Raw genomic sequence first — 26,720 nt, 5'->3', positions numbered from 1 at the left:
CGAAAAAAGAGCCTAATTAAAGGCTCTTTTTGTTTTTGTGGGTTTTATGCAAATTAGCGATGGATAAATGTGTTACCAATAAAAAAGCCTTGATAGTTTCCCATCAAGGCTTTCGTCAGTGACTCGTTAAAATCAGAAGCTAGCAGGTTTTGCCATTTCTGATGTCGCAACATTGGCTGCCACATGGCCACCAGCGCCTTTAGATTCAAAGGTTGATGGCTCACGTTGATACTCTTTAATTTCAAAGTCTGAAGCCGTTACAGCAGGAGCTGGGGCTTTCGTCATTGGTGAGTATGCATGGCGTTTGTGTAAGCTAACTGTATTTGCTGTTGAAGCGGGTTCAATCACGGCAGTTTCAACAACTGCTGCTGCAGTAACTGCGGTTTCAATCACCACATCTGCAACGACAGGTTCAACAACAGTTTTGACCTCTTCAACGATAGGGACTTCAACCAGGGTTTCAACGACTTCTGATTTTGTCTCTTCGATAACGTCTGCTGCTACATTCTCAACAACATTCTCAACAACATTCTCAGCAACAATATTTTCAACAACATCGCTTTCCACTGCTGCGGTTTCAACAATAACGCGGGCTTCCGTTTCTACTTTCGGTGCATCGATAACAGTTTCAGTAACAACTGGGGCTTCAGTGAGCTCGGCTTTCACTTCAACATGTTCAATCGGTGCAGCTACCACAGGTGCTTGAACGGTATTTTGTTGTTCCAGCATCTCTTCATTGGTCATGATAGCCATGCTTTCTTGTTGAGGTTGAACAACAGGGTAGCGAATAAATACTTTACCAGAGGCTAATTCAGGGGAGGCTACAGCCGCCGCTAAAGGCATTGGTGATTTATTCAGATGACGCTCATCACGGTAACGGCGACGACGCTGACCACTTACACGCAGATGACGAGGTGAACGACGAGAACGGCGTGGAATGATGGTGTCTTGTTTTTCATCATCATCCAATTGTTCTGAGTTAGTCGCTAAGTTGTCATCTTCATCCAGAGAAACATGAGATTGTTTTTTCTCAACATTCACTGCTGCTGGCAATGCCGCAATCGGTGCTGCAGGTTTTTCTGCAACAACAGCGGTATCAGCAACCATTGACGTTTCTGCTGTTTGGTCATTGTCAGTCACACGAATTTTTTGTGTTAATTGACGACGTTGACGACGAGGAGCAACAGGGCGTTGTTCTTCTTCATCTTTTTCTACAGCGGCATTATCAACAGCGGTTTGCTGGTTATCTTGCTGCGTTTTTGCAGTTTGTTGTTGACGTTTTTCATCTTGACGACGACGACGTTCTGCGCGCTGATCACGACGTTGCTGCTGATTTTCGCGATTTGCATTGTCAGTGGTTTGCTCTTCAACTTGGTTCGCATTCTTGTTATTACGTCCCTTGTTGCGGTTTGCAGCATCTTCAGATTGTGCATTGCGATTATTACGGTTATCGCGGTTGTCGCGGTTATCACGATTGTCGTAATTATCATCGCGGTCGCGACGATTGTTATTACGGCGGTCGTTATTATTGCGACGACGATCATTATTGCGGCGACGGTCATTGTTATTCTGACGTGGCTTTTGTGCTGGTTTTTCAACTGCTTTTTCTTCTTCAGCAAAGAGACCTTTAAAGAAAGCAGCAATTTTACTAAATAAACCAATCTTAGGTTGCTCATCCACTTTTGCATGAACGGGTGCTTTAGCTGGCGCTTCTTTTGGTTTCAGTGCAGGAACTTCAACGGGTTCTTGCAGTGCAAATGCAGAAATAGCAGGTTGCTCAGGTGCTTTACGTTCAGTTGTCGCTTCTTCACCGTGGTTTAAAGTTTCAGCTTCATGATACTGGGCTAAGTTGTAGCTCAGGGTTTGAATTTCTTCACCTTTACGGATACGGATGACGTTAAAGTGAGGTGTTTGCATCTGGTCATTCGGTACAATCACAACGCGCACGTTACGCTGACGCTGTTCAATTTCCGTGACTGCTTGGCGTTTTTCGTTTAACAGATATGACGCGATTTGCACAGGGACAATCGCATGCACTTCATGGGTATTTTCTTTCAGTGCTTCTTCTTCGATTAAACGCAGTACTGACAGTGACAGGGATTCGTTATCACGAATAGTCCCCGTACCTGTACAGCGAGGGCAGACGTGATGACTGGACTCACCCAGTGATGGGCTAAGACGCTGGCGAGACATTTCCAATAGACCAAAGCGTGAAATCCGCGCGATTTGAATACGCGCTCGGTCTTGGCGAACGGCTTCACGCAGACGGTTTTCAACTTCACGCTGGTGGCGAACTGGGGTCATATCGATAAAGTCGATAACAATCAGACCACCTAAGTCGCGTAAACGTAATTGACGTGCAATTTCGTCAGCCGCTTCAAGGTTAGTATTGAATGCCGTTTCTTCGATATCACCGCCACGGGTTGAGCGTGAGGAGTTGATATCAATAGCCGTTAATGCTTCGGTTGTATCGATAACTAACGCGCCGCCAGAAGGTAAACGCACTTCACGCTGGAACGCAGATTCGATTTGAGATTCGATTTGATAGTGGCTAAATAGAGGAACATCGCCACTATAATGTTTAATTTTGCTAGCAAAATCACCGCGACCAATCGCTTCGATATGGTTACGTGCCATCTCAACCACTTTCGGGTTATCGATCAGGATTTCGCCGATGTCAGGGCGTAAATAATCACGGAAAGCACGGACAATCACATTACTTTCTTGGTGGATTAAGAACGGAGCTGGACGGTTTTCAGCGGCTTTTTGAATCGCTTCCCAGTGGCGTAAGCGATACAGTAAATCTTGTTGCAGGGATTCAGCTGATTTACCCACACCCGCAGTACGGACGATTAATCCCATACCATCTGGAATTTCTAAGCAAGATAATGCTTCTTTTAATTCTGTACGGTCTTCACCTTCGATGCGGCGAGAAATACCGCCGGCACGTGGGTTGTTTGGCATCAGAACTAAATAACTACCCGCTAAGCTGATGAATGTGGTTAAGGCTGCACCTTTGTTACCACGCTCTTCTTTATCAACTTGAACAATAACCTCTTGCCCTTCTTTCAGAACATCTTTGATGTTAGGACGACCTTGGGAGTGATAATTGCTAGGGAAGTATTCGCGAGCGATTTCTTTGATAGGCAGGAAACCGTGTCTTTCAGCGCCATAATCAACAAAAGCAGCTTCGAGGCTTGGTTCAATACGGGTGATCTTACCTTTATAAATGTTGGCTTTTTTCTGCTCATGACCTGGGCTTTCAATATCCAAATCGTAGAGGCGTTGCCCGTCAACAAGGGCAACACGCAACTCTTCCTGTTGAGTTGCGTTGATTAGCATTCTTTTCATGTTATTACTTACTCATTATTTTTTAAATAATAAAGAGCAGCGAAAGAAGGAGCTACTGTAAACCGATGGCCTCATGATTTTTACAAAGCCGTCTACCTCTCGGCAGTCGTTCGTATAGAGACGCGCAGTATTCGGTGAACCTGATTTTTAGATTAAAAATTCAGCGTTCTTAATCAGGATGCCGTAGATTTCTTAGAAAACGGAGACTCCCAACCCAATAAGCTAAAATTCGTTGCTCGCTAATTTATTTGATTTAGTTAGATGTCTTACGCCATTGCAGCATCGTTACGCCATCAAATAATAAATTCCTACAGTATTACGTCTAACTTGTATTCTACTAGCTAAAAATAATTATAGCCGAAAGTGTAAAAACACCTAAAGCTAACATAGCAAAGCCAATTTTCGTTTTTAAACATCTTGGCACCGCTTATTATTCCATTGCCAAGTGCATTATAGCAAGTGCAACGTAAGTTATATGGAAATTTTATTAAGAAATTGAGCCGATCATGCAGAAATTGAGCAATTTAAAAAAAAACATAAAAAAATTCGTGGAGTCGGTATGATATACCGATGTAAGTGAGACTATTTATTCATCAATCAGAGTTAACGCATTCCCGAATGAAAACAGAAAACCAAGTCCAATTTATTGATATTAGCGATGACGAAGCAGGGCAACGCATTGATAATTTCTTGCTGAGCAAGTTAAAAGGTGTTCCTAAAAGCATGATTTATCGCATCATCCGTAAAGGTGAAGTGCGCGTCAACAAAGGGCGAATTAAGCCTGAATACAAACTCCTCGAAGGGGATCAAGTTCGCGTGCCGCCAGTGCGTGTTGCTGAGCGTGAAACTGCACCTGTTTCAGCGAAATTGGATAAGGTGGCAGCATTAACAGATTGCATTCTATTTGAAGACGAATCCATTTTAGTCATCAACAAGCCATCAGGTACCGCGGTTCATGGTGGCAGTGGATTAAGCTTCGGTGTGATTGAAGGGCTACGCGCATTACGCCCAGAAGCCCGCTTTCTAGAGCTGGTGCATCGTTTAGATAGAGACACTTCCGGTATCTTATTGGTCGCTAAAAAACGTTCGGCGTTACGTGCGCTTCACGAACAATTACGTTTAAAACAGATGCAAAAAGATTATTTAGCGTTAGTGCGTGGCAATTGGCAGTCACATACTAAAGTTGTACAAGCTCCATTATTGAAAAATATTTTGCAAAGCGGTGAGCGTATTGTTCGAGTCAGTAGTGAAGGAAAGCCTTCGGAAACACGGTTTAAAGTCGAAGAGCGTTTTGAGAATGCAACGTTAGTTAAGGCGAGCCCAGTAACCGGGCGTACTCACCAGATCCGTGTACATACTTTACATGCAGGTCACCCAATTGCTTTTGATAATCGTTATGGTGATAAGCAATTTGATAGCCAGCTGGCAGATACAGGACTGAAGCGTTTGTTCTTGCATGCGTATTCACTGAAATTCACTCATCCGAAAACAGGTGAGGAGATGCGGGTCGTTGCGCCGCTACATAACGATTTGAATCAGTGTCTGAAAGTGTTGAGAGCGAAAAAAGCGCAGTAATAATGATAATAAAGGTTAGCACCCCCCGCAGGTTAGCTAACCTTATTCGTTAGTCTAAGAGTGGGTTGACACCATGCTGGCGTAACATCTCCAGCAATAAAATAGTCGGCAAACCAATCAGTGTGTTTGGATCTCGCCCTGAAAGCTTATCAAACAGGCTAATGCCTAATCCTTCCGATTTAAAACTGCCCGCACATTGGTAAGGTTTGTCTTTATTCAGATATTGCGTGATCTCTTCATCAGTGAGCTGTCTAAAATAGACATCGAAGGGTTCGCACTGAAGATTGAATTTACCTGTCGCACTATCTAATAAGCAAAGCCCAGTATAAAAAGTCACCCGATGACCTGAAGCTGCCTTGAGTTGTTTAAACGCATTATCAAAATTGTGCGGTTTTCCGACAATTTTATCGTCAATGACGCAGACTTGGTCAGAGCCGATAATTAAATGTTGTGGATATTGAAAAGCCAATGCATTGGCTTTTTCGTGAGATAAGCGCATCACTAAAGCTTGAGCCGATTCCTGTAGAATAGGGGTTTCATCAATGTTGGGTGCAGCGGCTAGAAATGGGATGCCCAGCTTCTTCAGTAAGGCTTGTCGGTATTCAGAGGTTGACGCCAAAATAATCGATTTCATGATTTTTCTCGAAACTCATAGCCAAAAGGGTTAACTCATTTTAAACTATATCCGCTTAACCGGCGATTTTTTGGTGAAAAGGCGAGTTTATCCCGCCTTTTTCTTTGACTATAGTTCATTACAAAGTTAATATGCGCGCCTTATGCAAAAGGTAAAATTACCCCTGACTATCGATGCGCAGCGTGCAGCTCAGAAAAACCTCGACTATGTCGGGAGTTACACACCTGAGCAAGTTACACGAATTGCCGAATCAGTAGTCAGTGTAGATAGTGATGTTGAAAGCAAATTATCATTTAAAATTGATAATCAGCGCTTGACGGTCATAGAGGGACATTCTGAATTGGATGTCACCCTACAATGCCAACGTTGCAGAAAAGATTTCAAACATCATGTCTACGTATCGTATTGTTTTAGTCCTGTCGTCAGTGACGAAAAGGCCGAAGCATTACCGGAACAGTATGAACCAGTTTATGTAGATGAATTTGGTGAAATAAATTTGCTGGGAATGTTAGAAGATGAAATAATTCTATCCCTACCAGTGGTTCCGGTTCATGATTCTGAACACTGTGAAGTGTCCGAAGCGGACATGGTGTATGGTGAACTACCTCCTGAGGTAGAGAAACCAAATCCATTTGCCGTATTAGCCAGTTTAAAGAAAAGTACTTAAGGAGTAAGGTCAATGGCCGTACAACAGAATAAACCAACTCGTTCAAAACGCGGTATGCGTCGTTCACATGATGCACTGACTGCTACCCTAGTTTCTGTAGATAAAACTTCCGGTGAAACTCACCTGCGTCACCACGTGACTGCAGATGGTTACTACCGTGGTCGTAAGGTTATCAGCAAGTAATTGTTGATACTTTGGCTAGTCTAACCATCGCGTTAGATGCCATGGGCGGGGATGTTGGTCCCCGCGTCACGGTGCCTGCTGCATTGCAGGCACTGGCATCTAATCCAGCATTGAAATTACTGCTTGTCGGTCAACCCGAAGCCATTCATCCTTTGCTTGCACAACAAAGTGCGGAGCAAATTTCGCGTATCGAAATTATCCCTGCTGAAAACGTCATTGCTAACGATGCTAAGCCATCCCACGCAATTCGCCAAAGCAAAGGGACATCAATGCGAGTGGCATTAGAGTTAGTGAAGACAGGTCAAGCACAGGCTTGCGTGAGTGCGGGTAATACGGGTGCATTGATGGGCTTGGCAAAGTTGATGTTAAAATCAATTGAAGGTATTGAACGCCCAGCGTTAATGACCATTTTGCCAAATCAGAAAAAAGGAAAAACTGTTGTCCTCGATTTAGGGGCTAACGTGAATTGCAGCAGTGAAATGCTCGTGCAATTCGCAGTGATGGGTTCAGTGGTGGCGGAAGAAATCGCCAACATCAATCAACCTAAAGTCGCTTTACTCAATATTGGTGAAGAAGAGAGTAAAGGGCTGGACAATATCCGCGAAGCCGCCGCTATGTTGAAAGAAACGGCGTCAATTAATTACATTGGTTATGTTGAAGGCAACGAGTTGCTGACAGGCAAGACGGATGTATTAGTGTGTGACGGCTTCGCAGGTAATGTCTCACTAAAAACAATGGAAGGGGTGGTTCGTGTCATTCTTTCATTGTTAAAATCAGCCGGTGAAGAGAACAAAAAAAGCAGTTGGTTTATGCAACTCGCTAAGAAATGGTTGAAAAGACGGCTAATGAAGCGTTTTGGGGATATGAACCCCGACCAGTATAACGGCGCGACTCTGTTAGGATTAAAAGGGATTGTCATCAAAAGTCATGGCGCAGCGAATGAGAATGCGTTTAAAGCCGCAATTGAACGTGCGGTACAGGCTGTTGAACGACAAGTTCCCCAAAGAATAACAGCTCGACTTAATATTGTTTTACCCAGGAGTGATCAATAACCTATGTACAGTAAAATATTAGGAACAGGCAGCTATTTGCCATCGCAAGTTCGTACCAATGCTGATCTGGAAAAAATGGTTGATACTTCTGATGAATGGATTGTAACGCGTACCGGTATTAAAGAGAGACGAATTTCAGCTGCCGATGAGAACGTGTCCACAATGGGCTTCCAAGCAGCAAAAAATGCGCTTGAAATGGCACAGGTCGACAGCAGTGAAATTGGTTTAATTATTGTCGCGACAACCTCCGCAACTCACGCATTCCCAAGTGCAGCGTGTCAAATTCAGCAAATGCTGGAAATTAATGATTGCGCGGCATTTGATGTGGCAGCAGCTTGTGCTGGGTTTACTTATGCTATCAGTATCGCTGATCAGTTCGTTAAAACGGGCATGACTAAAAAAGCGCTGGTGATTGGTGCGGATGCGTTATCTAAAACGTTAGACCCGAATGATCGTGGAACCATTATTCTATTTGGTGACGCGGCGGGAGCTGTGGTGATCGGTGCTTCTGAAGAGCCGGGTATCATTTCTACACATCTGCATGCCGACGGGCGTTATGGGGATTTGCTCTCCTTACCAAACCGTAGCCGTTGTTCAGATGACCAAGCTTACTTGTCCATGACAGGTAACGAAGTATTTAAAGTTGCTGTGCGTGAATTAGCCCATATCGTTGATGAAACATTGGCGCAAAACGACATTGCAAAAGAAGAACTTGATTGGTTAGTACCGCATCAAGCAAATTTACGAATTATTTCCGCGACCGCAAAAAAATTGGATATGACCATGGATAAAGTGGTTATTACGCTGGATCGCCATGGAAATACTTCTGCGGCATCAGTCCCAACAGCACTCGATGAAGCAGTGCGCGATGGTCGCATTCAGCGCGGCCAATTAGTGTTATTAGAAGCATTTGGTGGCGGCTTTACTTGGGGCTCCGCACTGGTTCGTTTTTAATTTACTGAGAAAACAAACATGACACAATTTGCTATGGTATTCCCGGGACAAGGTTCCCAGTCTTTAGGGATGTTAGCTGATTTAGCAGAACAAAATCAGCTAATTAAAGAAACATTCGCTGAAGCGTCTGAAGCATTGGGTTACGATCTCTGGGCATTAGTTCAAAATGGACCGGAAGAAGAATTAAACAAAACATGGCAGACTCAACCTGCATTATTAGCAGCGTCAGTGGCTATCTTCCGTGTTTGGCAAGCAAAAAATGGCAAAATGCCTGCATTGATGGCAGGACATAGCCTTGGTGAATATTCAGCATTAGTTTGTGCAGGTGTTATTGACTTCAAACAAGCCATTAAATTGGTAGAGCTGCGCGGCAAACTGATGCAAGAAGCGGTGCCTGAAGGTACTGGCGCAATGTATGCAATCATCGGTTTAGATAACGAATCTATCGAGAAAGCATGCCAAGAAGCAGCACAAGGGCAAGTGGTTTCACCTGTGAACTTTAACTCACCTGGCCAAGTTGTTATTGCGGGAGAGAAAGCTGCAGTTGAGCGTGCAGGCGCGGCTTGTAAAGAAGCGGGCGCAAAACGTGCGTTACCACTGTCTGTTAGCGTGCCTTCCCACTGTGCATTAATGAAGCCAGCTGCAGATAAATTAGCTGAAGCATTAGAAAAAATTGAATTTTGTGAGCCGACCTATCCTGTTATTAACAATGTTGATGTTAAAATGGAAACGTCTGCGAAAAATATCCGTGATGCATTAGTGCGCCAATTATATAATCCGGTGCGCTGGACTGAAACAGTCGAATTTATGGCGGAACAAGGCATTGAGCAATTGGTTGAAATGGGTCCAGGTAAAGTTCTGACTGGTCTAACCAAGCGAATTGTCTCTAATTTAACTGCCGTTGCAGTCAATGATCCTGTATCATTAGACTCGGCTTTAGAAACTATCTGAGGACGACAATGAGCTTTGAAGGAAAAATTGCACTGGTAACTGGTGCTAGCCGTGGGATCGGTAAAGCAATTGCTTTAACATTGACAGCACGCGGTGCGACCGTTATCGGTACTGCAACAAGCGAAAAAGGCGCGGAAGCGATTACTGCCTATTTGGATGGTAAAGGCAAAGGCTTAGCGTTAAACGTGACAGATCCAGCATCAATTGAAGAAACATTGACCCAGATCCGTACGGAATTTGGCGAAATTGATATTTTAGTTAATAATGCTGGTATTACGCGTGATAACTTATTGATGCGTATGAAAGATGATGAATGGCAAGATATTATTGACACGAATCTTTCATCCGTTTACCGTTTGTCTAAATCCGTTTTGCGTGCCATGATGAAAAAACGTTGTGGGCGTATTATTTCCATCGCATCTGTTGTGGGTGTCATGGGAAATGCGGGACAAACAAACTACGCGGCAGCGAAAGCTGGGCTGATTGGTTTTAGTAAATCATTAGCTCGTGAAGTCGCTTCTCGTGGTATCACTGTTAACGTTGTAGCGCCTGGTTTTATCGAAACTGATATGACTAAGGCATTGACAGACGAACAACGTGCAGGCATTTTATCTCAGGTTCCTGCGAATAGACTGGGTGATGCACAAGAAATTGCCAGTGCTGTAGCATTTTTAGCTTCTGACGAAGCTGCTTACATCACAGGTGAAACATTGCATGTCAATGGTGGCATGTACATGATCTAAAGAAATGAGGGAACCATTTGCATATTTTTGTGTTGCCTAATACAAAATTATGCAAAATAATGGTTTCCACAGCCGGGATTGGGTTGTATCTTTTCCTGTATTTCATAAACTACGAAAACCATCGCGAAAGCGAGTTTTGATAGGAATTTTAATAGTATGAGCACTATCGAAGAACGCGTTAAGAAAATCATCGTTGAACAACTGGGTGTTAAAGAGGAAGAAGTTGTGAATACAGCTTCATTTGTTGATGACTTGGGCGCTGATTCTCTTGACACAGTAGAACTGGTTATGGCTCTGGAAGAAGAGTTCGATTGCGAAATCCCTGACGAAGAAGCTGAAAAGATCACTACAGTACAGGCTGCAATTGACTACGTCAAAGCATCTGAGTAATAGCTGTAAAACTTATCTAGGCGATCATTCGATCGCCTATGTTTCTTTTGTAACTAATTCCCTCCTTGGAGGACATACGTGTCTAAGCGTCGTGTAGTCGTAACCGGACTGGGCATGTTATCTCCTGTCGGCAACGCAGTTGAGTCATCATGGAAAGCTGTTTGTGACGGACAGAGTGGTATCAGCCTAATCGATCATTTTGATACTACTAACCACGCAACTAAATTTGCTGGATTAGTAAAAGATTTCAACTACGAAGATTTTGACATCTCTCGCAAAGATGCGAAGAAGATGGACCCATTTATTCAATACGGTATTGCTGCGGGCTATCAAGCTATCAAAGATGCTGAATTGGAAGTAACAGAAGCCAATGCTACTCGTATCGGTTTGGCGATTGGTTCTGGTATTGGCGGGTTAGGTCTCATTCAAGACAACTGTGAATCTATGTTACACGGTGGTCCTCGCAAAGTGAGCCCATTCTTCGTACCTTCAACAATCATCAATATGGTTGCTGGTCACTTAAGCATTATGTATGGCTTCCGTGGTCCTAGCATCTCAATCGCTACTGCATGTACCTCTGGTGTTCATAATATTGGACACGCAGCACGTATGATTGCGTACGGTGATGCTGATGTGATGTTGGCTGGTGGTGCCGAAAAAGCGACGACACCATTAGGTGTAGCTGGCTTTGGTGCAGCCCGTGCATTATCAACCCGTAATGATGACCCACAAGCGGCTAGTCGCCCATGGGACAAAGACCGTGACGGTTTTGTTCTTGGTGATGGAGCAGGGGTTATCGTACTTGAAGAATATGAACATGCTAAAGCGCGTGGGGCGAAAATTTACGCTGAAATCGCAGGCTTTGGTATGAGTAGTGATGCTTACCACATGACGTCACCACCAGAAAATGGTGAAGGCGCTGCATTAGCGATGGTCAATGCGCTAAATGATGCAGGCATTAAACCAAGTGATATTGGCTATATCAATGCTCACGGTACATCAACGCCAGCAGGTGACTTAGCGGAAGCGCAAGCGGTTATCTCTGTATTTGGTGAAGACACGAATGTATTAGTCAGTTCAACAAAATCCATGACAGGCCACTTATTAGGCGCTGCGGGTGCGATTGAATCTATTTTTACTATTCTGTCTCTGTGCGACCAAATCATTCCACCAACAATCAACTTAGATAACCCAGATGAAGGTTGTAAGCTTGATTTTGTTCCGGGCGAAGCCCGTAAAGTTGAAAACATGGAATATGCTCTGTGTAACTCATTCGGCTTTGGTGGTACTAACGGTTCCTTAATTTTCCGCCGCTATCACGCGGAATAATCAATAATACCGTGCATTTCTAAGCTCCAGTGTCTTTGATACTGGGGCTTTATTTTTGCCTTCTTTTTGCAGTACTCTGTGCTTTAGTTTATGATATTACACACTATGTTACTGCCTGATTTATCAGCTTTTATTATAAGAAATGGTCATGACTTATTGGGTTAACGGGGCTTCTTGTCAACAAATTGATATTACCGATCGCGCTATCGCCTTTGGTGATGGCTGCTTTACGACTATTTATTGCGTGAATCAACAAGCGAAGATGTTAGATAAGCACATTTTACGCTTACAGCAAGATTCCGCGCGCCTCAAATTACCTGTGATAGATTGGCCACAACTGACGCGACATATTGAAGAGGTTTGTGAACAACAAACGGATGAAGAGTTTGTGGTGAAGGTCATGTTAAGTCGTGGTCAGGGCGGTCGAGGTTATAGCTCTCAAGGGTTTGAACACCCAACAATCATCGTGATGGTTTCTCCTTTCCCAAAACACTACGCAGCATTACAGTGCCAAGGGGCATCATTGTTGCTCAGCCAAACTCCATTAAGCCGCAATCCACTTTTAGCAGGTATGAAGCACTTGAATCGATTAGAGCAAGTGTTGATCCGCCAAGAGATTGACGAGGCTAAATTGGATGAGGCCGTGGTGTTAGATACGAATGGTGTCATCGTTGAATGCTGTAGCGCCAATATTTTTTGGCGTATAGGGCGTGATGTTTATACCCCCACTCTTAGTCACTCCGGTGTTAATGGATTAATGAGACAAAAGATCATAGCGCAGCTCGATAATAGCCAGTACCATTTGGCAGAAGTCGAGCGTTTTCCCACCATTTTGACTCAATGTGATGAAGTGATTATTTGCAATGCATTAATGCCTGTTTTACCAGTGAAAAGTATCCGGTTTTCAGAAGATAAAACAATCAGTTATCAATCAAGAGAACTGTTTGAGTATTTACTATTACAGCGACAAATTTAAAGCTGATAACTATTTAACTCTTATCGTTCAACGACACACAATTATTCAACGACAAACAATGCATTTAAGTGACCCATAATGAAATTAGCGAAAAAAATAACACTGATTGTCTTTGTCCTTGCAGTTATCGGCGCGATTGTGGTGTATCTGCAATATCGCCAAGTTCTTGATTATGCGAAAAAGCCCATCAACATTGTCCAAGAGACGATCTTTACTGTGCCAGCAGGGACAGGGCGAGTGGCCTTAGAAGGGTTGCTTATCAAAGAAAAATTCATTGAAGAAGGACATAATTTCCAACTTCTTCTTAAAGCGCGCCCCGACTTAGCTCAATTCAAAGCAGGTACCTATCGCTTACAGCCAAACATGACTGTGGAACAATTATTAGCGTTGATCGCCAGTGGTAAAGAAGCACAATTTAGTATTCGTTTTATTGAAGGTAACAAACTGGTGGATTGGAGCAATATTTTGCGTGATGCTCCTTATATGCAACACAAAACTCAAGATGCAACGCCAACTGAGCTTTATGCCATGCTGGATTTTAAAGAGGGCGATAACCTCGAAGGTTGGTTGTACCCTGATACCTATTTATACACTGCGGGCACTAGCGACGTTGAGATACTCAAGCGCGCTTATAAACGTATGCAAGCTGCTGTGGAAGAAGAGTGGAAAGGTCGCGATAAAGATCTACCCTATAAGAATGCCTATGAAATGTTGATCATGGCATCGATTGTTGAAAAAGAGACTGGCGTGGACAATGAACGCGCTCAGGTTGCCTCAGTGTTTGTGAATCGTTTGAAGAAAAACATGCGCTTACAAACAGACCCTACGGTTATCTACGGGTTAGGGGAAAACTATCGTGGTAAAATTTATCGCAGTGACTTAGATAATTACACCCCGTATAACACATACAAAATCGATGGTTTACCGCCAACGCCAATTGCCATGCCGGGTCTTGCTTCGATAAAAGCGGCGGCTCACCCAGCAAAAACAGATTATTTATACTTTGTTGCCGATGGTACAGGCGGACATACTTTTAGTCGCAATCTTAATGACCATAACCGCGCTGTTAAGGTTTACCGACAAATTGAGCAAAAGAATTGATAAACGAAATGAAAAACCAATTTATTGTTATTGAAGGATTAGAAGGTGCGGGTAAAACAACGGCAATCAACACCGTTGTTGACACATTAAAGCAAGCTGGCATCCATGATATGGTGTTTACCCGTGAGCCGGGAGGTACACCGCTTGCGGAAAAACTACGTGAATTGATAAAGCAAGGCATTGAAGGTGATAGAGTCACCGACAAAGCTGAGCTATTAATGTTGTACGCTGCGCGTGTTCAGTTAGTTGATACCGTCATCAAGCCCGCACTTGCAGCAGGAAAATGGGTTATCGGCGATAGACACGATTTATCCTCCCAAGCTTATCAAGGTGGTGGCCGTCAAATCGACCGCCACTTAATGGCGTCATTAAGAGATTTAGTTCTTGGGGAATTTAAACCCGCACTAACGCTCTATTTAGATTTACCGCCGGACTTGGGTTTACAACGCGCACGCTCTCGTGGTGAATTAGACCGTATTGAGAAAGAATCACTGGCTTTCTTTGAACGCACCCGAGCGCGTTATTTAGAACTGGCTGCGGCAGATGAGACTATTTTAACCATCGACGCGAGCCAAAATATTGAACAAGTGCAAGCCGATATTCGCAGTACCTTACTGACATGGCTGGCAAAATAAGGCACTAATGATGAATTGGTATCCATGGCTTAATGAGGCTTATCGTCAATTAATTAGCGCCTATCAAGCAGGGCGTGGTCACCACGCGTTGTTGATTCACTCAATAGCGGGCAATGGAGCTGAAGCATTAAGCTATGGCGTGAGCCGTTGGTTGATTTGCCAAGATAAAGAGGGTTTAAAAAGTTGTGGAAAATGCCACAGCTGCCGCTTAATGTTGGCAGGCACACATCCTGATTATCATGTTCTAGAGCCTGAAAAAGGGAAAACGGCCATCAGTGTTGATGCAGTTCGTAAGCTAACAGAAACATTAAGTGGCCATGCGCAGCAAAGTGGTGCAAAAGTAGTTTCCATTCCCGATGCACAAGCACTGACGGATGCCGCGGCTAACGCGCTGCTCAAAACCTTAGAAGAGCCTGCTGGGCAAACCTATTTTTTATTAGGTTGTGAAAAACTTGATAGCTTGCTCGCTACATTAAGAAGTCGCTGTTTAACTCACTTTTTACCTGCGCCTGATCAACAAGTTGCATTGTATTGGCTGCAAAAACAGCGGGCAGGTTTATCTGTAGAGGATGCGGTGACTGCGTTAAGATTGTGCCAAGGAGCACCTGTCGGCGCATTACAGTTGCTTGAACCGGAGCTGTGGCAACGACGTCAGCTATTGTGTAATGAATTAGAACAGAGTATACGCCAGAAAGATTTTTTAAAGCTTCTACCCGCGTTAAATACCGATAATGGGCCTGAATGCATTAATTGGCTACTCGGGTTAATTGCCGATGGCATAAAATTGCAGCAAAAAGCAGGGCAGTATGTTGTTAACCAAGATAAAATAGCATGCATCACCTTGCTGGCAACATCCATGAGCAGCTCGCAGCTATTGGATGTGCATAGCCAGTGGCAAATATGTCGTTACCAATTACTAACCGTACCTGCACTAAATCAGGAGTTGCTCCTGACCAATCAGTTATTACACTGGGAAGCGTTATTCGCTTCGCCTTCAAAATAAAAAGAGTAGACTATGTTTGTTGTTGATTCACACTGCCATCTCGACTGTTTAGATTACGAAAAAGTACACACAAACGTCGATGATGTTATCGCAAAGGCATCTGCACGAGATGTCGGCTTTATGTTAGCCGTGGCAACCACCTTGCCGGGTTTTGAAAGCATGAAACAGTTAATTGGAAAGCGCGACAATGTCGCATTTTCATGTGGTATTCATCCATTAAACTTGGATGAAGGTTATGATTTTGAGAAATTGGCACAATTAGCGGCAGGTAGTGAAGTGGTCGCCCTCGGTGAAACGGGCTTAGATTACTATTATCAGCAAGAAAATGCGGCGTTGCAGCAAGAGTCATTTCGTCAGCATATTCGCATTGGTCGTCAAGTGAATAAGCCAGTGATTGTGCATACTCGTTCTGCTCGAGAAGACACACTGACTATTTTACGCGAAGAGAAAGTTGACGAGTGTGGCGGTGTGTTGCACTGCTTTACGGAAGACCAACAAACGGCGATCGATTTACTGGATTTAGGGATGTACATCTCTTTTTCCGGTATTGTCACGTTCCGTAATGCTGAACAGATCCGAGAAGCCGCACGAGTTGTGCCATTAGATAGAATTTTAGTGGAAACAGATTCACCTTACTTAGCCCCAGTACCGCATCGTGGTAAAGAGAACCAACCTGCGTATGTACGTGATGTGGTGGAGTATATGGCTGTATTGAAGGGGGTGAGTGTTGAAGAAATGGCGCACATCACCACTGAGAACTTCAACCGTTTATTCCATTTACACGCTGGGCAATAAATAGATAACAATTAAATTATTAAGGAATTTGTCATGGCAGAAGAGACTATTTTCAGTAAAATTATTCGACGCGAAATCCCGTCCGAGATCGTCTATCAAGACGAACTGGTCACTGCATTTCGTGATATCGCGGCACAAGCGCCGACGCATATTTTGATTATTCCGAACAAATTAATCCCAACCGTGAATGATGTGACGGTTGATGATGAGCTGGCATTAGGGCGCTTATTTACCGTGGCGGCGAAAATTGCGAAAGAAGAAGGAATTGCAGAAGATGGCTATCGCCTGATTATGAACTGCAACAAACATTCAGGACAAGAAGTTTTCCACATTCATATGCACTTAGTGGGTGGACGTCCATTAGGCCCATTATTGGCAAAGTAACTCATCATGAAATGCGCTGCATCAACCTTACAACACGTGGCTATACTGAGCTTACTCATGCTGTTTCTCAGTGGTTGTGCTTGGAATAAAAAAACAGGGTTATCATTTAATGAGCAGCAACGCATCGTGATGGAGCCTTCCGTGCTAGCTGCGGGCGTGATTGTAGAAAAACCGGTCATCAAGGTTGGTCGCGTAACGGCGATGGCAACTATCAATATGAGCAATATTGAAAAGAAACCAGTGACTGTGTTGTATCGTATCTTTTGGTATGACGAGCAAGGATTGAGAGTGGATTCAACAAAGAGCCAACCTCAGGTCATTCCGGCTAATTCGTCAGTGATGCTAAAAGAGGTCACGACATCCCCGCTTGCACGTAATGCACGTATCTATGTTTTCTTACCTTCAACGGCTGGAGAGTCACAATGAAACGGATCTTATTGGTCGCAGCAGCAGCATTTATTTTGGCAGGTTGTCCGTCAGTCCCTCAAGGGCCTAAGCCCCCGATAGTGCCTGTTGAACCGGGTGTCACACCGAAACAGCCCGAAAAGCAGCCGGAATTAACGCCGCCACGAACGGACACAGTGCCTATGCCGCCAAAGCAGCAAACTATTGATTGGGCTGGGGCATTACAGCCATTAGTCAATAAAATGGTGGCGGACGACGGCGTTGAAAGTGGCAAAGTGTTACTGGTCGACTCTGTCAAAAATAATACTAATGGAAGCTTGCCTTCACAGGCAGTCACCACTGCATTAACCAATGAAGTCATGAAAACCAATAAGTTTAAAGTGGTTCCTCAAGGTGTCGTCAGTGCTGCCCGAAAAACATTGGGATTGTCGCAGGATGATAGTTTGGTGACTCGCAGTAAAGCGATTGGCTTAGGGCGTTATGTCCAAGCCCAGTATGTGATTTACAGCGTCATGTCAGGCTCTGCCAAAGAGCGCAGCATTGAAATGCAGTTAATGGACGTGCAAACCGGTGAGATTGTGTGGTCTGGAAAACAGAGTATTGAGTAATCAATCATCACTGTTTGCATTACTTGCTGAATGCTTCCCAGCAGTTTTAGCATCATGCTGGGAAGTCACTCCATTAGCGGGGTTATCGGGTGGCAGCTATTTAGTTGAATATCGCAACTCTACTCAAACTCAAGATACGGCTCCTTCCATTAAATTTATTGCCCGCTCAGATGGGCAAGCGCAAAATGCGTTGTACGTTAATCGCCGTAAAGAAGCGCATATTCTTAAGCAACTAAAAGATTTTCCTTATTCTCCTCAGGTCATTGGGCGTAATACTCATTGGTTATTATTGGAATGGATTGATGGAGACCATCCTAGCGGCGAACAATTTCTCTCCTTTGAATTTCAAAAAAATTTGGCGGGGATTGTTGCTAAACTCCATAATTATGGCGTATTAAATTACCGATTACCGTTACGTAATGAGATTGCTCATTATGGCTATTTAATTGATAATAAAAGAGTCTCTGCACGCTGGAAGCGGGTACATCATCGCTTCCTTCGCACTCCAATGCCAAAGGTATTAAAGCTCGCACCCGCCCATATGGATATTCATCCGGGCAATGTGTTGTGTGAGCAAGGAGTGCCAAAAATGCTGGTGGATTGGGAATACGCGGCAAATACCGATATTGGTTTGTCCCTAGAAACCTATTTTCAATTCAATAGGTTGACGATGGAACAACGAGATTATTTCTTGACGCAATATTGCCACACCTATGGCGCCTATAAAGATAAATACAGTTTGGCACAACACTGCCTTCAATGGGAGCCGTGGGTCAAATACATGACGTTAATGTGGTATGAAGTCCAGTGGTGCCAGCGTCAAGAAGCGCAGTTTTTAAATGATTCTTCCCCATTACGAGACTATTTTGGTCTTTGATTGGGCAATATAAAATCTCCGTGAAAACACGAGAATTTGTGAAAATTAATCAAGTGAGGCATGTTATGGGTCCGATAATGCTGGATGTTCAGGGTTATGAACTGGACAATGAAGAGCGTGAAATTTTAGCTCATCCACTGGTAGGCGGGTTGATTTTATTTACTCGTAACTTCCATGATGCGGCACAGTTGCGTGAGTTAGTGCGACAAATCCGTGATGCATCAAGACACCGTTTATTGATTGCTGTGGATCAAGAAGGTGGCCGTGTACAGCGTTTTCGTGATGGATTTACCGCATTACCTTCCGCGCAAGCTTTTGCCGCACTGAACAACCAGATGGATGGCGCTAAATTAGCACAAGAAGCAGGTTGGTTAATGGCCGCAGAAATGATTGCTATGGATATCGATATTAGCTTTGCGCCCGTATTAGATTTAGGGCATGAAAGCATCGCTATTGGTGAGCGTTCATTTCATGCAGACCCTGAAATTGCGATGGTGATGGCAGAGCGTTTCATTCGAGGTATGCACAGCGCAGGAATGAAAACCACCGGTAAACACTTCCCAGGGCACGGTGCTGTCAAAGCGGATTCTCATAAAGAAACGCCACGAGATGATCGCCCATTAGAGCAAATTCGCGGCAAGGATATGTCTATTTTTAAAGACTTTATTCAGCGTGAATTGCTTGATGCGATTATGCCTGCCCACGTGGTTTATACGCAAGCGGACGATCGTCCTGCGAGCGGTTCACCATTTTGGCTAAAATCAGTATTACGTGAGCAACTTGGCTTCGATGGCGTTATCTTCTCTGATGACTTATCGATGGAAGGTGCGGCTATTATGGGCAGTTATCCAGAGAGAGCGAAAGCATCCTTGAATGCGGGCTGCGACATGATCCTTGTTTGTAATAATCGTGAAGGTGCGGTGAGTGTACTGGATAATTTACCTAAACAAAGTGATAGCCGCGCTTCTAAGCTGTATCACAGTGGCCGCCAGTATACATTAAATGAGCTGCAATCTGTGGATCGTTGGAAGCAAAGTCACTGTCAGTTAGTCGAATTACATGAGAAATGGCAAGAACACCGTAACCGCTAATTAAATCGCTTTGAAAATGAACCGATGGGATAATGACCCATCGGTTTTTTTTATCTTAAATTTACTGAATAAGTTACGGGTAACTTTGCTGGAATAAATTGAATAGACACAAGAAAATCAATTGTAATATTTGATTAGTAATATTGTATCTATATTCAATGTCTGTGTGAAAATCACTGATTAATATTAGCCATTATATGAAATTAACTAGGAATAATTCCTAGTTAGAATGGTTGATTGGCGTTAAATAATCTCTCTATATACGAGAAATATTCCTCAATTCAACTGATCAAACCAGTGTATCACTTAAAATCAGAATGATTGACTTGGGCACTTATTTAAATGGGAGGTATTGGTCATGGATTAATGTTATTGATTTAAATAAGAATGTTATTTAACTTTAGTAGATAACATTTCATTAAAAATAAATGATTAAAATAGCAAGATTATTGTTTAAATATGGATTTTCAATTAATAGAGGCAATAGCAAATAAGGTGATTAATATCACATCGAATGGTGTGTTATTTGCAATGCATCTGGTTTGTTGTGACGCTGATCGTGTTAATTGACATAAAATTACGTTAGCATACTTTTTATTATGAATATCAACTCAAAACGCTCACTTAAGAGTGCGGTTGAATATCGCCCAAACAAGTCTGAAACTATGGTGTTAACTTAAATAAAATCAATATGCTCAGATTAATTATTTCGACTTGTAAAATAATTAAGTTTTATTTTTAACGTCAAGAAAATAACTTGGACATTAAAGAGTGTAAGGTGAGAATTAAATTAAATAATCACTAAAAATATTGCAGTAATTAAAGCTAAATAAAATTGTTATTTATTGAAAGATAGCAAGGTGTCATAACGCCCAATGAAACTTGGGCATGGGTAGTTATATTCTAATAATCACGACTAGGTTTAATTTAAATGAAAGTCAAAAAAATAGCGTTAATATTGTTTCCATCTTGTTTCGTTGCGTTTGGGGCTAATGCGGGCGATTGGGAAAATGTCATCAAGGAAAACTCATTTGTTGCAGACTCTGAATTAGAGCTTTCTACACGAAATATGTGGAAATACCTAAAGTCAGAAAACCGTTACGATGCTAATGAGCAACGTTACAGAAAACAAGTTGCACAAGCGTGGGGTCAGAATATTCAATTAGATTACCAATCAGGATATTTTGCGGATTTTATCGGGTTTGATGCCTCTTATTATGGCGCTATAAAACTGGCAGCAAGTAAAGACTTCGCCTCTCGAGCCATTTTATATAACGATGATGGTGAAGCGAAAGGCTATAACAAGATTGGTCAGCGTTACGCTAAATTCAAATTAGATTTTGAACCCGTTAATTTCAAAGGTAAAGCAGGTTGGTTCACGTTGAAAAATACGGGTATTTTTACCAACTCTCAGCGTTTATCTTTAAACACCTATAATGGTTATTATACCAACACCGCCATTAGCGATTGGAACTTAGATTTACTCTATCTTGATGGCAAAGTGATGCGTCGAGATAGCCCGAATATTGACAGAATGTATTTCCGTGACGGAAACGGTGTCAATCACGATATTAACCATGTGGTTACGGGTGGCATTAACTACAACACTAAACCATTGAAAGCCTCTTACTTTATTGGTCAGGCTGATGATGTTTTCCGTCAACAAGGCTTAGAAATCAAATACAAACTTAACTCAGATATCACCTTATCTTCTCAAATTTATGGTCATGAATACGGTAGCGATGGCAAGCGTACATCGACAGATACCAAACGTGGCAAACAAAACTTTGATAAGCGTGCTTGGCACTATGCGGGTGAAATTGAGTGGCGCGTGCCAGAAACGCCATGGACTTTAATGACAGGCATCACGCATACCACCGCACATAAAACCAATGGCGTAGGGCAATTTGCGCGTAACCCAATTGGTAACACCCGTGGACGTTTTAACTCACCAGCCTATGCCGATATCGACTATGTTCGTGATGGCGAAACCATGCTGGCGTTAAAAGCTGAATATCAAGTTAACCCAACTTGGTCTGTTGGGGCTAACAGCAACTACAGTGAATTCTCTTACTCAGGTGAGCGTTTAAAACAAGGTCAGGTTGGCTTATTTACTTACTGGAAACCAACTGAGAACCTATCCGTTTCATTAAGTGGCGGTATGGGCTGGCACCATCAGCAAGAGTCTGATAACTCTACACCAAAATTGTATGATGGTGAGTCGCGTCGTGCACACTCGTTATCTGGTTCGATGACAACCACTTATCGCTTTAAAATGTAATTGGGGGCAATGAATAGATGAATCATAAAATCAGTTTAGTAACATTGCTGGTATCAGGTGCTTTATTAGCAGGCTGCGCCACGAAACAGAGCGATACCGTAAACGTTCAAGTCATTGGTATTAACGATTTCCACGGTGCATTACAAGCGCCGGGGGATGGTAAACTTGGTGGGATCGAATCCATTGCGACACTGGTCAAGCAATTAAAAGCGGAAAACGACAACACCATCATTGTGGGCGCAGGGGATTTAGTGGGTGCGAGTCCATTACTGTCATCGATGTTCTATGATGAACCAACCATTGAAGCGCTCAGCGCAATTGGTCTTGAGACCAGTGCAGTGGGTAACCATGAATTCGATAAAGGTCAAATCGAGTTACTGAGAAAGCAAAATGGTGGATGCCATCCAACCGCAGGCTGTGTGGGTAAAGAGTCTTTTGCTGGTGCTGACTTTAATTATTTAGCCGCGAACGTGATTGTCAAAGAGACCGGTGAAACGCTATTCCCATCTTATTACGTTAAGAAGTTTGATGGCGTGCCAATGGCATTTATTGGCTTAACGCTGGAAGGCACGCCTGCCATCGTGACGCCAAGTGGTACCGCAGGCTTAGAGTTTAAAAATGAAGCAGAAACCATTAATCAACAGGTGAAATTGCTTAAAGCGCAAGGAATTCGCAGTATTGGTGTGTTGATCCACGAAGGAGCAACTCAGCAAGTGGATACCAAGGTTAAAGATATTAACCGTTGTGATAACATCAAAGGACCTATTGTTGAGATCGTTAAGCAGCTCGATGCGGATGTGGACTTTGTGGTGAGCGGCCATACGCATCAAGCGTATAACTGTGATATCAATGGTAAAAAAGTCATTTCAGCACAATCTAACGGGACATTACTGTCTCAATTGAATATTGAAATTGATAGAAAAACCAACGATATCGTTAGCATCAATGCGAAAAACATTCCGGTTGAAACAAGCCGTTATGAGAAAGACCCACAATTAAGCCGTTTTATCCAAAACTATGAACGCATCTCCAAACCCATTGCTGAACAAGTGATGGGGACGTTGAGTGCACCGGCGGATAAAAAATTAGCGGCGGGTGGCGATTCAACATTAGGTAAAATTATCGCCGATGCTCAGTTATATGTTGCAGCCACTCCAGATGCGGGTGGTGCACAAATTGCCTTTATGAACAGCGGCGGTATTCGTGCTGATCTCAAAGCAGGGGAGCTGACCTACGGTGATATCTTTACGGTGCAGCCATTCTCGAATGTGGTCGTTACGCAATCATTAACTGGCGCGCAAATCAAACAAGCGTTAGAGCAACAGTGGGATCGTGAACGCCCGCAAGTCATGCCAGTTTCCCACGGTTTTTATTACGAATGGGATGACAGTCGTGCGGTTGGCGATAAAGTGATTGCAGGCTCCATGAAATTAAATGGCAAGCCAATCGATATGAAGAAAAGCTATCGTGTGGCCGCCAATGAATTTCTGGCAACTGGTGGAAGCCGTTTCTCTGCCTTCAAACAAGGTAAAGATCGTATCTATAGCCTGCCGGATAACGAAGCGCTGATGAAATACTTCAAAGATAATTCGCCAATTCAGTTACCGACGGACGAGCGTATTAAAAAAGTGAAGTAAAATACCCTCACAAAATGCTAGGTTTCTAAGCCCGAGAATGATGTCATTCTCGGGCTTTTTTATCTCTAAGTTAAATAACGCTGACTCGTTTCTTTTTTTTCAAAAAATGATTTGACGAGCGTGATCGTTGTCATAATAATCAACTAAATTGATTTGCATCAACATTTGGTATGACCAAAGACCCAAGCGTGATATTCTTCAAGCTAAAACAAAATAAAAGATGGTGAATTAGTGTTATTTAAGTTTTTTATTATTAGAAATCTTAAATAACATTAATATATTTTATATGAGGGGCATATGACCTTAACTCAACCTAAAATCGTTGTTGTAGGCGGTGGTGCTGGTGGTTTAGAACTGGCAACACGTTTAGGACGTAAATTAGGGCGTAAAAAACGTGCTGATATCACGCTGATTGACCGTAACCCAAGTCACTTATGGAAACCATTACTTCATGAAGTGGCGACGGGTTCACTGGATGACGGTGTTGATGCTATCAGTTATTTAGCTCATGCTCGTCACAATGCATTTCATTTCCAATTAGGCTCTCTTACGAATATCGACCGAGAAAACAAAAAAGTGGTTCTCGGTGAATTACGTGACAAAGACGGCGAGCTGTTAGTGCCATTGCGTGAAATTGATTACGATATTTTAGTTATGGCGTTGGGAAGTGCCTCGAATGATTTTGGTACCCCAGGTGTAAAAGAAAACTGCATTTTCCTTGATAGTCCTGCGCAAGCTCATCGTTTTCACGATGAAATGCTGAATTTATTCTTGCGTTATTCAGTGCGTGATAATGCGGAAGAAAAAGTGAATATCGCCATTGTCGGCGGTGGGGCTACCGGGGTTGAGCTCTCCGCTGAACTGTATAACGCGGTGGAGCAGTTAACGAGCTATGGTTTTAAAGGGTTAGATACTGATGCGTTAAATGTGACGTTAGTAGAAGCGGGTGAGCGTATTTTACCTGCATTACCTCCACGTATTTCAGGCGCAGCACACCAAGAACTGAATAAATTGGGCGTGAAAGTATTAACCAAAACCATGGTAACCAGCGCGGATGCTGATGGCTTAAATACCAAAGAAGATGGCAAAATTTATGCTGACTTAATGGTGTGGGCGGCAGGGATCAAAGCGCCTGACTTTATGAAAGATATTGCAGGTTTAGAAACCAACCGTATCAATCAATTGGTAGTTAAGCCGACATTACAAACCACCTTGGATGATGGGATTTTTGCCATTGGTGACTGTGCATCTTGTGCGAAACCGGAAGGCGGTTTTGTCCCACCAAGAGCACAATCCGCTCATCAAATGGCGAGCTTATGCTATGACAATATCGTGGCATTAATGAAAGATAAACCACTGAAAAACTACATTTACAAAGATCATGGTTCATTAGTTTCGTTATCTCGCTTTAGTACCGTAGGTAGCTTGATGGGTAACTTAATGCGAGGAGATATGATGGTAGAAGGACGCATTGCGCGTTTCGTCTACATTTCCCTATATCGCATGCACCAAATTGCATTACATGGCTATATAAAAACAGGTTTAATGATGCTGGTCGGCAGTATTAACCGTATTATTCGACCTAAACTTAAATTACATTAATCGACGATTATCGTTTTTTCGATACTGCAGCGCAAGAATACACACGGTTATTAGTGAATAATCGTGTGTATCCTCCAATCAGAATAAAGATGTATTTAAAATAAGTAATAATACCTAGTTTAAGTGGTGCATATATTTTAAATACTTATTCATTAAATAGACGCCATAAAATCAGCTAATTACCCTAATGAGTTTGGGTTAAGTGTGATTTAATACAAAAAGGCGATATCTTTTTAATTTAAATCACTCATAACCCATTAATTTATGTTTTTTATTTTATTTAAAGAAAACAAAGAAATAGAGAAGATTATGATGTGGTGTAATATATTGAAATTGATTCACGCGTAAGTCAATAAGATGTAAGTCTTATACTCAGACTAATCTAAAAAACCATATTTCTTGTATGTAATTAATGTAGTTGATACTAGATAAGCTACAATAGCTAACACACTCACTATTTAATAAAAGGGCAAACAATGAAGCTAAAAATTAAATTGTTGTTAGCCGCATTTGTTGTCGTTTGCTTAATTGCTGCCGTTTATTTCTCTTTTGTGCGTAGTGACGAAGTAAAAATTGCCACTGTTTTATCTACCGAACCCATTAAAGCAACGCGTATGGTGGAACATGAAAATTGTTCGGTCACAGGTATTTTGGGTACATTCACGCAAGAGTCTTTATCTCGTTGGCACCCTGCGCAACGCGAATGCAGAACCATTTTGATGATCCAATCCTTACAAGGAAGAACACTACCACCATTTTCCAGCAATGAAACGAGAACTTGCGTGATCACCAAGAGTTTAGAGCAGGTTATTGTGGCTTATGATGTTATTTACCGTATTGGCGATACGATTGGTAAAGTGAGAATGCCGTATGAGCCAACGGTGTTTATCCCTCTTAATGAAGAAAATGGGCAGTTAGATTTAACCATGTCCAGTAAAGCGGCATGTGAAACCCCGCGAGAAGGGGCAAAAAACAGTTTACCATTCTACTGTATGAAGCCAGATGACCTACCAAAAGCCTATCAGCCGTCTACAATGCTGGAAGTCAAAACGGGTAAAAATACCTTTGGAATGTTTGAGTAGAAAGAGAAGCCATGCTTAAAAAATTACTGGAATTTTTAGGTTTCACATCGCGCAGTGTCCCCTCATTTAATGAACTCATGTTGAAAGCCAAAAGTGGTGACCTCGATGCACAATATGAGATTGCTACTCTGTATGATGTGGGCGCAGGGGTTGAAGAAAATGAGGAAAAAGCGATTGAATGGTATTTGAAAGCCGCTAGCCAAGGGCATGCTCAAGCGCAATATATGATGGGCATGATGTATGAAACCAGTGAGCGTTTATCTGATGAGGCTCACCAATCCTTAGAATGGTTCCAAAAATCTGCGGCGCAGGGTAATAGCGATGCGCAGGGGCATTTAGAAGCGATAGGTCATGCGAAAGATAATAAAAAGTAGTCATTTATTGGTTAAAACCACATAAAAGAAAGCCATCGAA

Annotated in this window: 26 protein-coding genes; 24 read left to right on the top strand and 2 right to left on the bottom strand. The window is 42.8% G+C overall.

Annotated elements, in window-relative coordinates; all coding sequences use genetic code 11:
• Positions 1 to 132 precede the first annotated feature (132 nt).
• Positions 133 to 3,351 carry a ribonuclease E gene (rne, locus tag LDO51_RS17745; RefSeq protein ID WP_225575614.1) on the bottom strand — a complete coding sequence of 1,073 codons (3,219 nt, stop codon included), beginning with the start codon at positions 3,349 to 3,351 and terminating at the stop codon, positions 133 to 135.
• A gap of 618 nt (positions 3,352 to 3,969) precedes the next feature.
• Here rne and rluC point away from each other — a divergent pair.
• Positions 3,970 to 4,926, top strand: a complete 957-nt coding sequence (gene rluC / locus LDO51_RS17740; RefSeq protein WP_225575613.1) for a 23S rRNA pseudouridine(955/2504/2580) synthase RluC — start codon at positions 3,970 to 3,972, stop codon at positions 4,924 to 4,926.
• A 49-nt stretch (positions 4,927 to 4,975) separates the two neighbouring features.
• Here rluC and LDO51_RS17735 read toward each other — a convergent pair whose 3' ends face one another.
• The gene (locus LDO51_RS17735; protein WP_225575612.1) at positions 4,976 to 5,560 is read right to left on the bottom strand and encodes a Maf family protein; all 585 of its coding nucleotides are present in this window, start codon (positions 5,558 to 5,560) and stop codon (positions 4,976 to 4,978) included.
• Positions 5,561 to 5,702: 142 nt separating this feature from the next.
• Between LDO51_RS17735 and yceD the strand changes: the two genes are divergently transcribed.
• The 23 genes from yceD (at position 5,703) to LDO51_RS17620 (ending at position 26,680) form a co-directional block, all read left to right on the top strand.
• Positions 5,703 to 6,227 carry a 23S rRNA accumulation protein YceD gene (yceD, locus tag LDO51_RS17730; protein WP_036953067.1) on the top strand — a complete coding sequence of 175 codons (525 nt, stop codon included), beginning with the start codon at positions 5,703 to 5,705 and terminating at the stop codon, positions 6,225 to 6,227.
• Positions 6,228 to 6,239: 12 nt separating this feature from the next.
• Positions 6,240 to 6,410, top strand: coding sequence for a 50S ribosomal protein L32 (rpmF, locus tag LDO51_RS17725; RefSeq protein WP_006660802.1), 171 nt, complete (start codon positions 6,240 to 6,242; stop codon positions 6,408 to 6,410).
• 11 nt (positions 6,411 to 6,421) lie between these two features.
• On the top strand, positions 6,422 to 7,462 hold the full coding sequence (gene plsX / locus LDO51_RS17720; protein WP_225575611.1) for a phosphate acyltransferase PlsX: 1,041 nt from the start codon (positions 6,422 to 6,424) through the stop codon (positions 7,460 to 7,462).
• Positions 7,463 to 7,465: 3 nt separating this feature from the next.
• Positions 7,466 to 8,416 carry a beta-ketoacyl-ACP synthase III gene (locus LDO51_RS17715; protein ID WP_225575610.1) on the top strand — a complete coding sequence of 317 codons (951 nt, stop codon included), beginning with the start codon at positions 7,466 to 7,468 and terminating at the stop codon, positions 8,414 to 8,416.
• A gap of 18 nt (positions 8,417 to 8,434) precedes the next feature.
• Positions 8,435 to 9,367 (top strand): ACP S-malonyltransferase, encoded by a 933-nt coding sequence (gene fabD / locus LDO51_RS17710; protein ID WP_225575609.1) that lies wholly within the window; start codon positions 8,435 to 8,437, stop codon positions 9,365 to 9,367.
• 8 nt (positions 9,368 to 9,375) lie between these two features.
• A complete protein-coding gene (fabG, locus tag LDO51_RS17705; RefSeq protein ID WP_225575608.1) occupies positions 9,376 to 10,110 on the top strand; it encodes a 3-oxoacyl-ACP reductase FabG in 735 nt (244 codons plus the stop codon).
• Positions 10,111 to 10,266: 156 nt separating this feature from the next.
• Positions 10,267 to 10,500, top strand: a complete 234-nt coding sequence (gene acpP / locus LDO51_RS17700) for an acyl carrier protein (RefSeq protein ID WP_006660807.1) — start codon at positions 10,267 to 10,269, stop codon at positions 10,498 to 10,500.
• Positions 10,501 to 10,578: 78 nt separating this feature from the next.
• Positions 10,579 to 11,829, top strand: coding sequence for a beta-ketoacyl-ACP synthase II (fabF, locus tag LDO51_RS17695; RefSeq protein ID WP_225575607.1), 1,251 nt, complete (start codon positions 10,579 to 10,581; stop codon positions 11,827 to 11,829).
• Positions 11,830 to 11,977: 148 nt separating this feature from the next.
• Positions 11,978 to 12,805 (top strand): aminodeoxychorismate lyase, encoded by an 828-nt coding sequence (gene pabC / locus LDO51_RS17690; RefSeq protein WP_225575606.1) that lies wholly within the window; start codon positions 11,978 to 11,980, stop codon positions 12,803 to 12,805.
• Between the two features lie 78 nt (positions 12,806 to 12,883).
• The gene (gene mltG, locus LDO51_RS17685) at positions 12,884 to 13,906 is read left to right on the top strand and encodes an endolytic transglycosylase MltG (RefSeq protein ID WP_225575605.1); all 1,023 of its coding nucleotides are present in this window, start codon (positions 12,884 to 12,886) and stop codon (positions 13,904 to 13,906) included.
• An 8-nt stretch (positions 13,907 to 13,914) separates the two neighbouring features.
• Positions 13,915 to 14,541: a dTMP kinase gene (gene tmk / locus LDO51_RS17680; RefSeq protein ID WP_225575604.1), complete on the top strand. Its 627-nt coding sequence runs from the start codon at positions 13,915 to 13,917 to the stop codon at positions 14,539 to 14,541.
• A gap of 10 nt (positions 14,542 to 14,551) precedes the next feature.
• Positions 14,552 to 15,544, top strand: a complete 993-nt coding sequence (holB, locus tag LDO51_RS17675; RefSeq protein WP_225577306.1) for a DNA polymerase III subunit delta' — start codon at positions 14,552 to 14,554, stop codon at positions 15,542 to 15,544.
• Between the two features lie 12 nt (positions 15,545 to 15,556).
• Positions 15,557 to 16,339, top strand: a complete 783-nt coding sequence (locus tag LDO51_RS17670; protein ID WP_225575603.1) for a metal-dependent hydrolase — start codon at positions 15,557 to 15,559, stop codon at positions 16,337 to 16,339.
• A 33-nt stretch (positions 16,340 to 16,372) separates the two neighbouring features.
• On the top strand, positions 16,373 to 16,723 hold the full coding sequence (hinT, locus tag LDO51_RS17665) for a purine nucleoside phosphoramidase (RefSeq protein WP_006660814.1): 351 nt from the start codon (positions 16,373 to 16,375) through the stop codon (positions 16,721 to 16,723).
• A 6-nt stretch (positions 16,724 to 16,729) separates the two neighbouring features.
• On the top strand, positions 16,730 to 17,149 hold the full coding sequence (locus LDO51_RS17660; protein ID WP_225575602.1) for a YcfL family protein: 420 nt from the start codon (positions 16,730 to 16,732) through the stop codon (positions 17,147 to 17,149).
• Positions 17,146 to 17,736: a penicillin-binding protein activator LpoB gene (gene lpoB / locus LDO51_RS17655; RefSeq protein ID WP_225575601.1), complete on the top strand. Its 591-nt coding sequence runs from the start codon at positions 17,146 to 17,148 to the stop codon at positions 17,734 to 17,736. The genes LDO51_RS17660 and lpoB overlap by 4 nt, the downstream gene beginning before the upstream one ends.
• Positions 17,729 to 18,613: a phosphotransferase gene (locus LDO51_RS17650; RefSeq protein ID WP_225575600.1), complete on the top strand. Its 885-nt coding sequence runs from the start codon at positions 17,729 to 17,731 to the stop codon at positions 18,611 to 18,613. Before lpoB ends, LDO51_RS17650 begins: the two co-directional genes overlap by 8 nt.
• Positions 18,614 to 18,678: 65 nt before the next feature.
• A complete protein-coding gene (nagZ, locus tag LDO51_RS17645; protein ID WP_225575599.1) occupies positions 18,679 to 19,704 on the top strand; it encodes a beta-N-acetylhexosaminidase in 1,026 nt (341 codons plus the stop codon).
• 931 nt (positions 19,705 to 20,635) lie between these two features.
• On the top strand, positions 20,636 to 21,985 hold the full coding sequence (locus tag LDO51_RS17640; protein ID WP_225575598.1) for an OprD family outer membrane porin: 1,350 nt from the start codon (positions 20,636 to 20,638) through the stop codon (positions 21,983 to 21,985).
• A 17-nt stretch (positions 21,986 to 22,002) separates the two neighbouring features.
• Positions 22,003 to 23,622, top strand: a complete 1,620-nt coding sequence (locus LDO51_RS17635; RefSeq protein WP_225575597.1) for a bifunctional metallophosphatase/5'-nucleotidase — start codon at positions 22,003 to 22,005, stop codon at positions 23,620 to 23,622.
• 297 nt (positions 23,623 to 23,919) lie between these two features.
• Positions 23,920 to 25,224: an NAD(P)/FAD-dependent oxidoreductase gene (locus tag LDO51_RS17630; protein ID WP_225575596.1), complete on the top strand. Its 1,305-nt coding sequence runs from the start codon at positions 23,920 to 23,922 to the stop codon at positions 25,222 to 25,224.
• A 476-nt stretch (positions 25,225 to 25,700) separates the two neighbouring features.
• Positions 25,701 to 26,306, top strand: a complete 606-nt coding sequence (umoD, locus tag LDO51_RS17625; RefSeq protein WP_225575595.1) for a UmoD family flagellar biogenesis regulator — start codon at positions 25,701 to 25,703, stop codon at positions 26,304 to 26,306.
• An 11-nt stretch (positions 26,307 to 26,317) separates the two neighbouring features.
• The gene (locus tag LDO51_RS17620; protein ID WP_225575594.1) at positions 26,318 to 26,680 is read left to right on the top strand and encodes a tetratricopeptide repeat protein; all 363 of its coding nucleotides are present in this window, start codon (positions 26,318 to 26,320) and stop codon (positions 26,678 to 26,680) included.
• Positions 26,681 to 26,720 lie beyond the last annotated feature (40 nt).

The sequence above is a fragment of the Providencia alcalifaciens genome, from assembly GCF_020271745.1.
Classification (GTDB): Bacteria; Pseudomonadota; Gammaproteobacteria; order Enterobacterales; family Enterobacteriaceae; genus Providencia; species Providencia alcalifaciens_B.
Note: the sequence above shows the minus strand (reverse complement) of the source record. Positions and strands in the feature narration are given on the sequence as shown.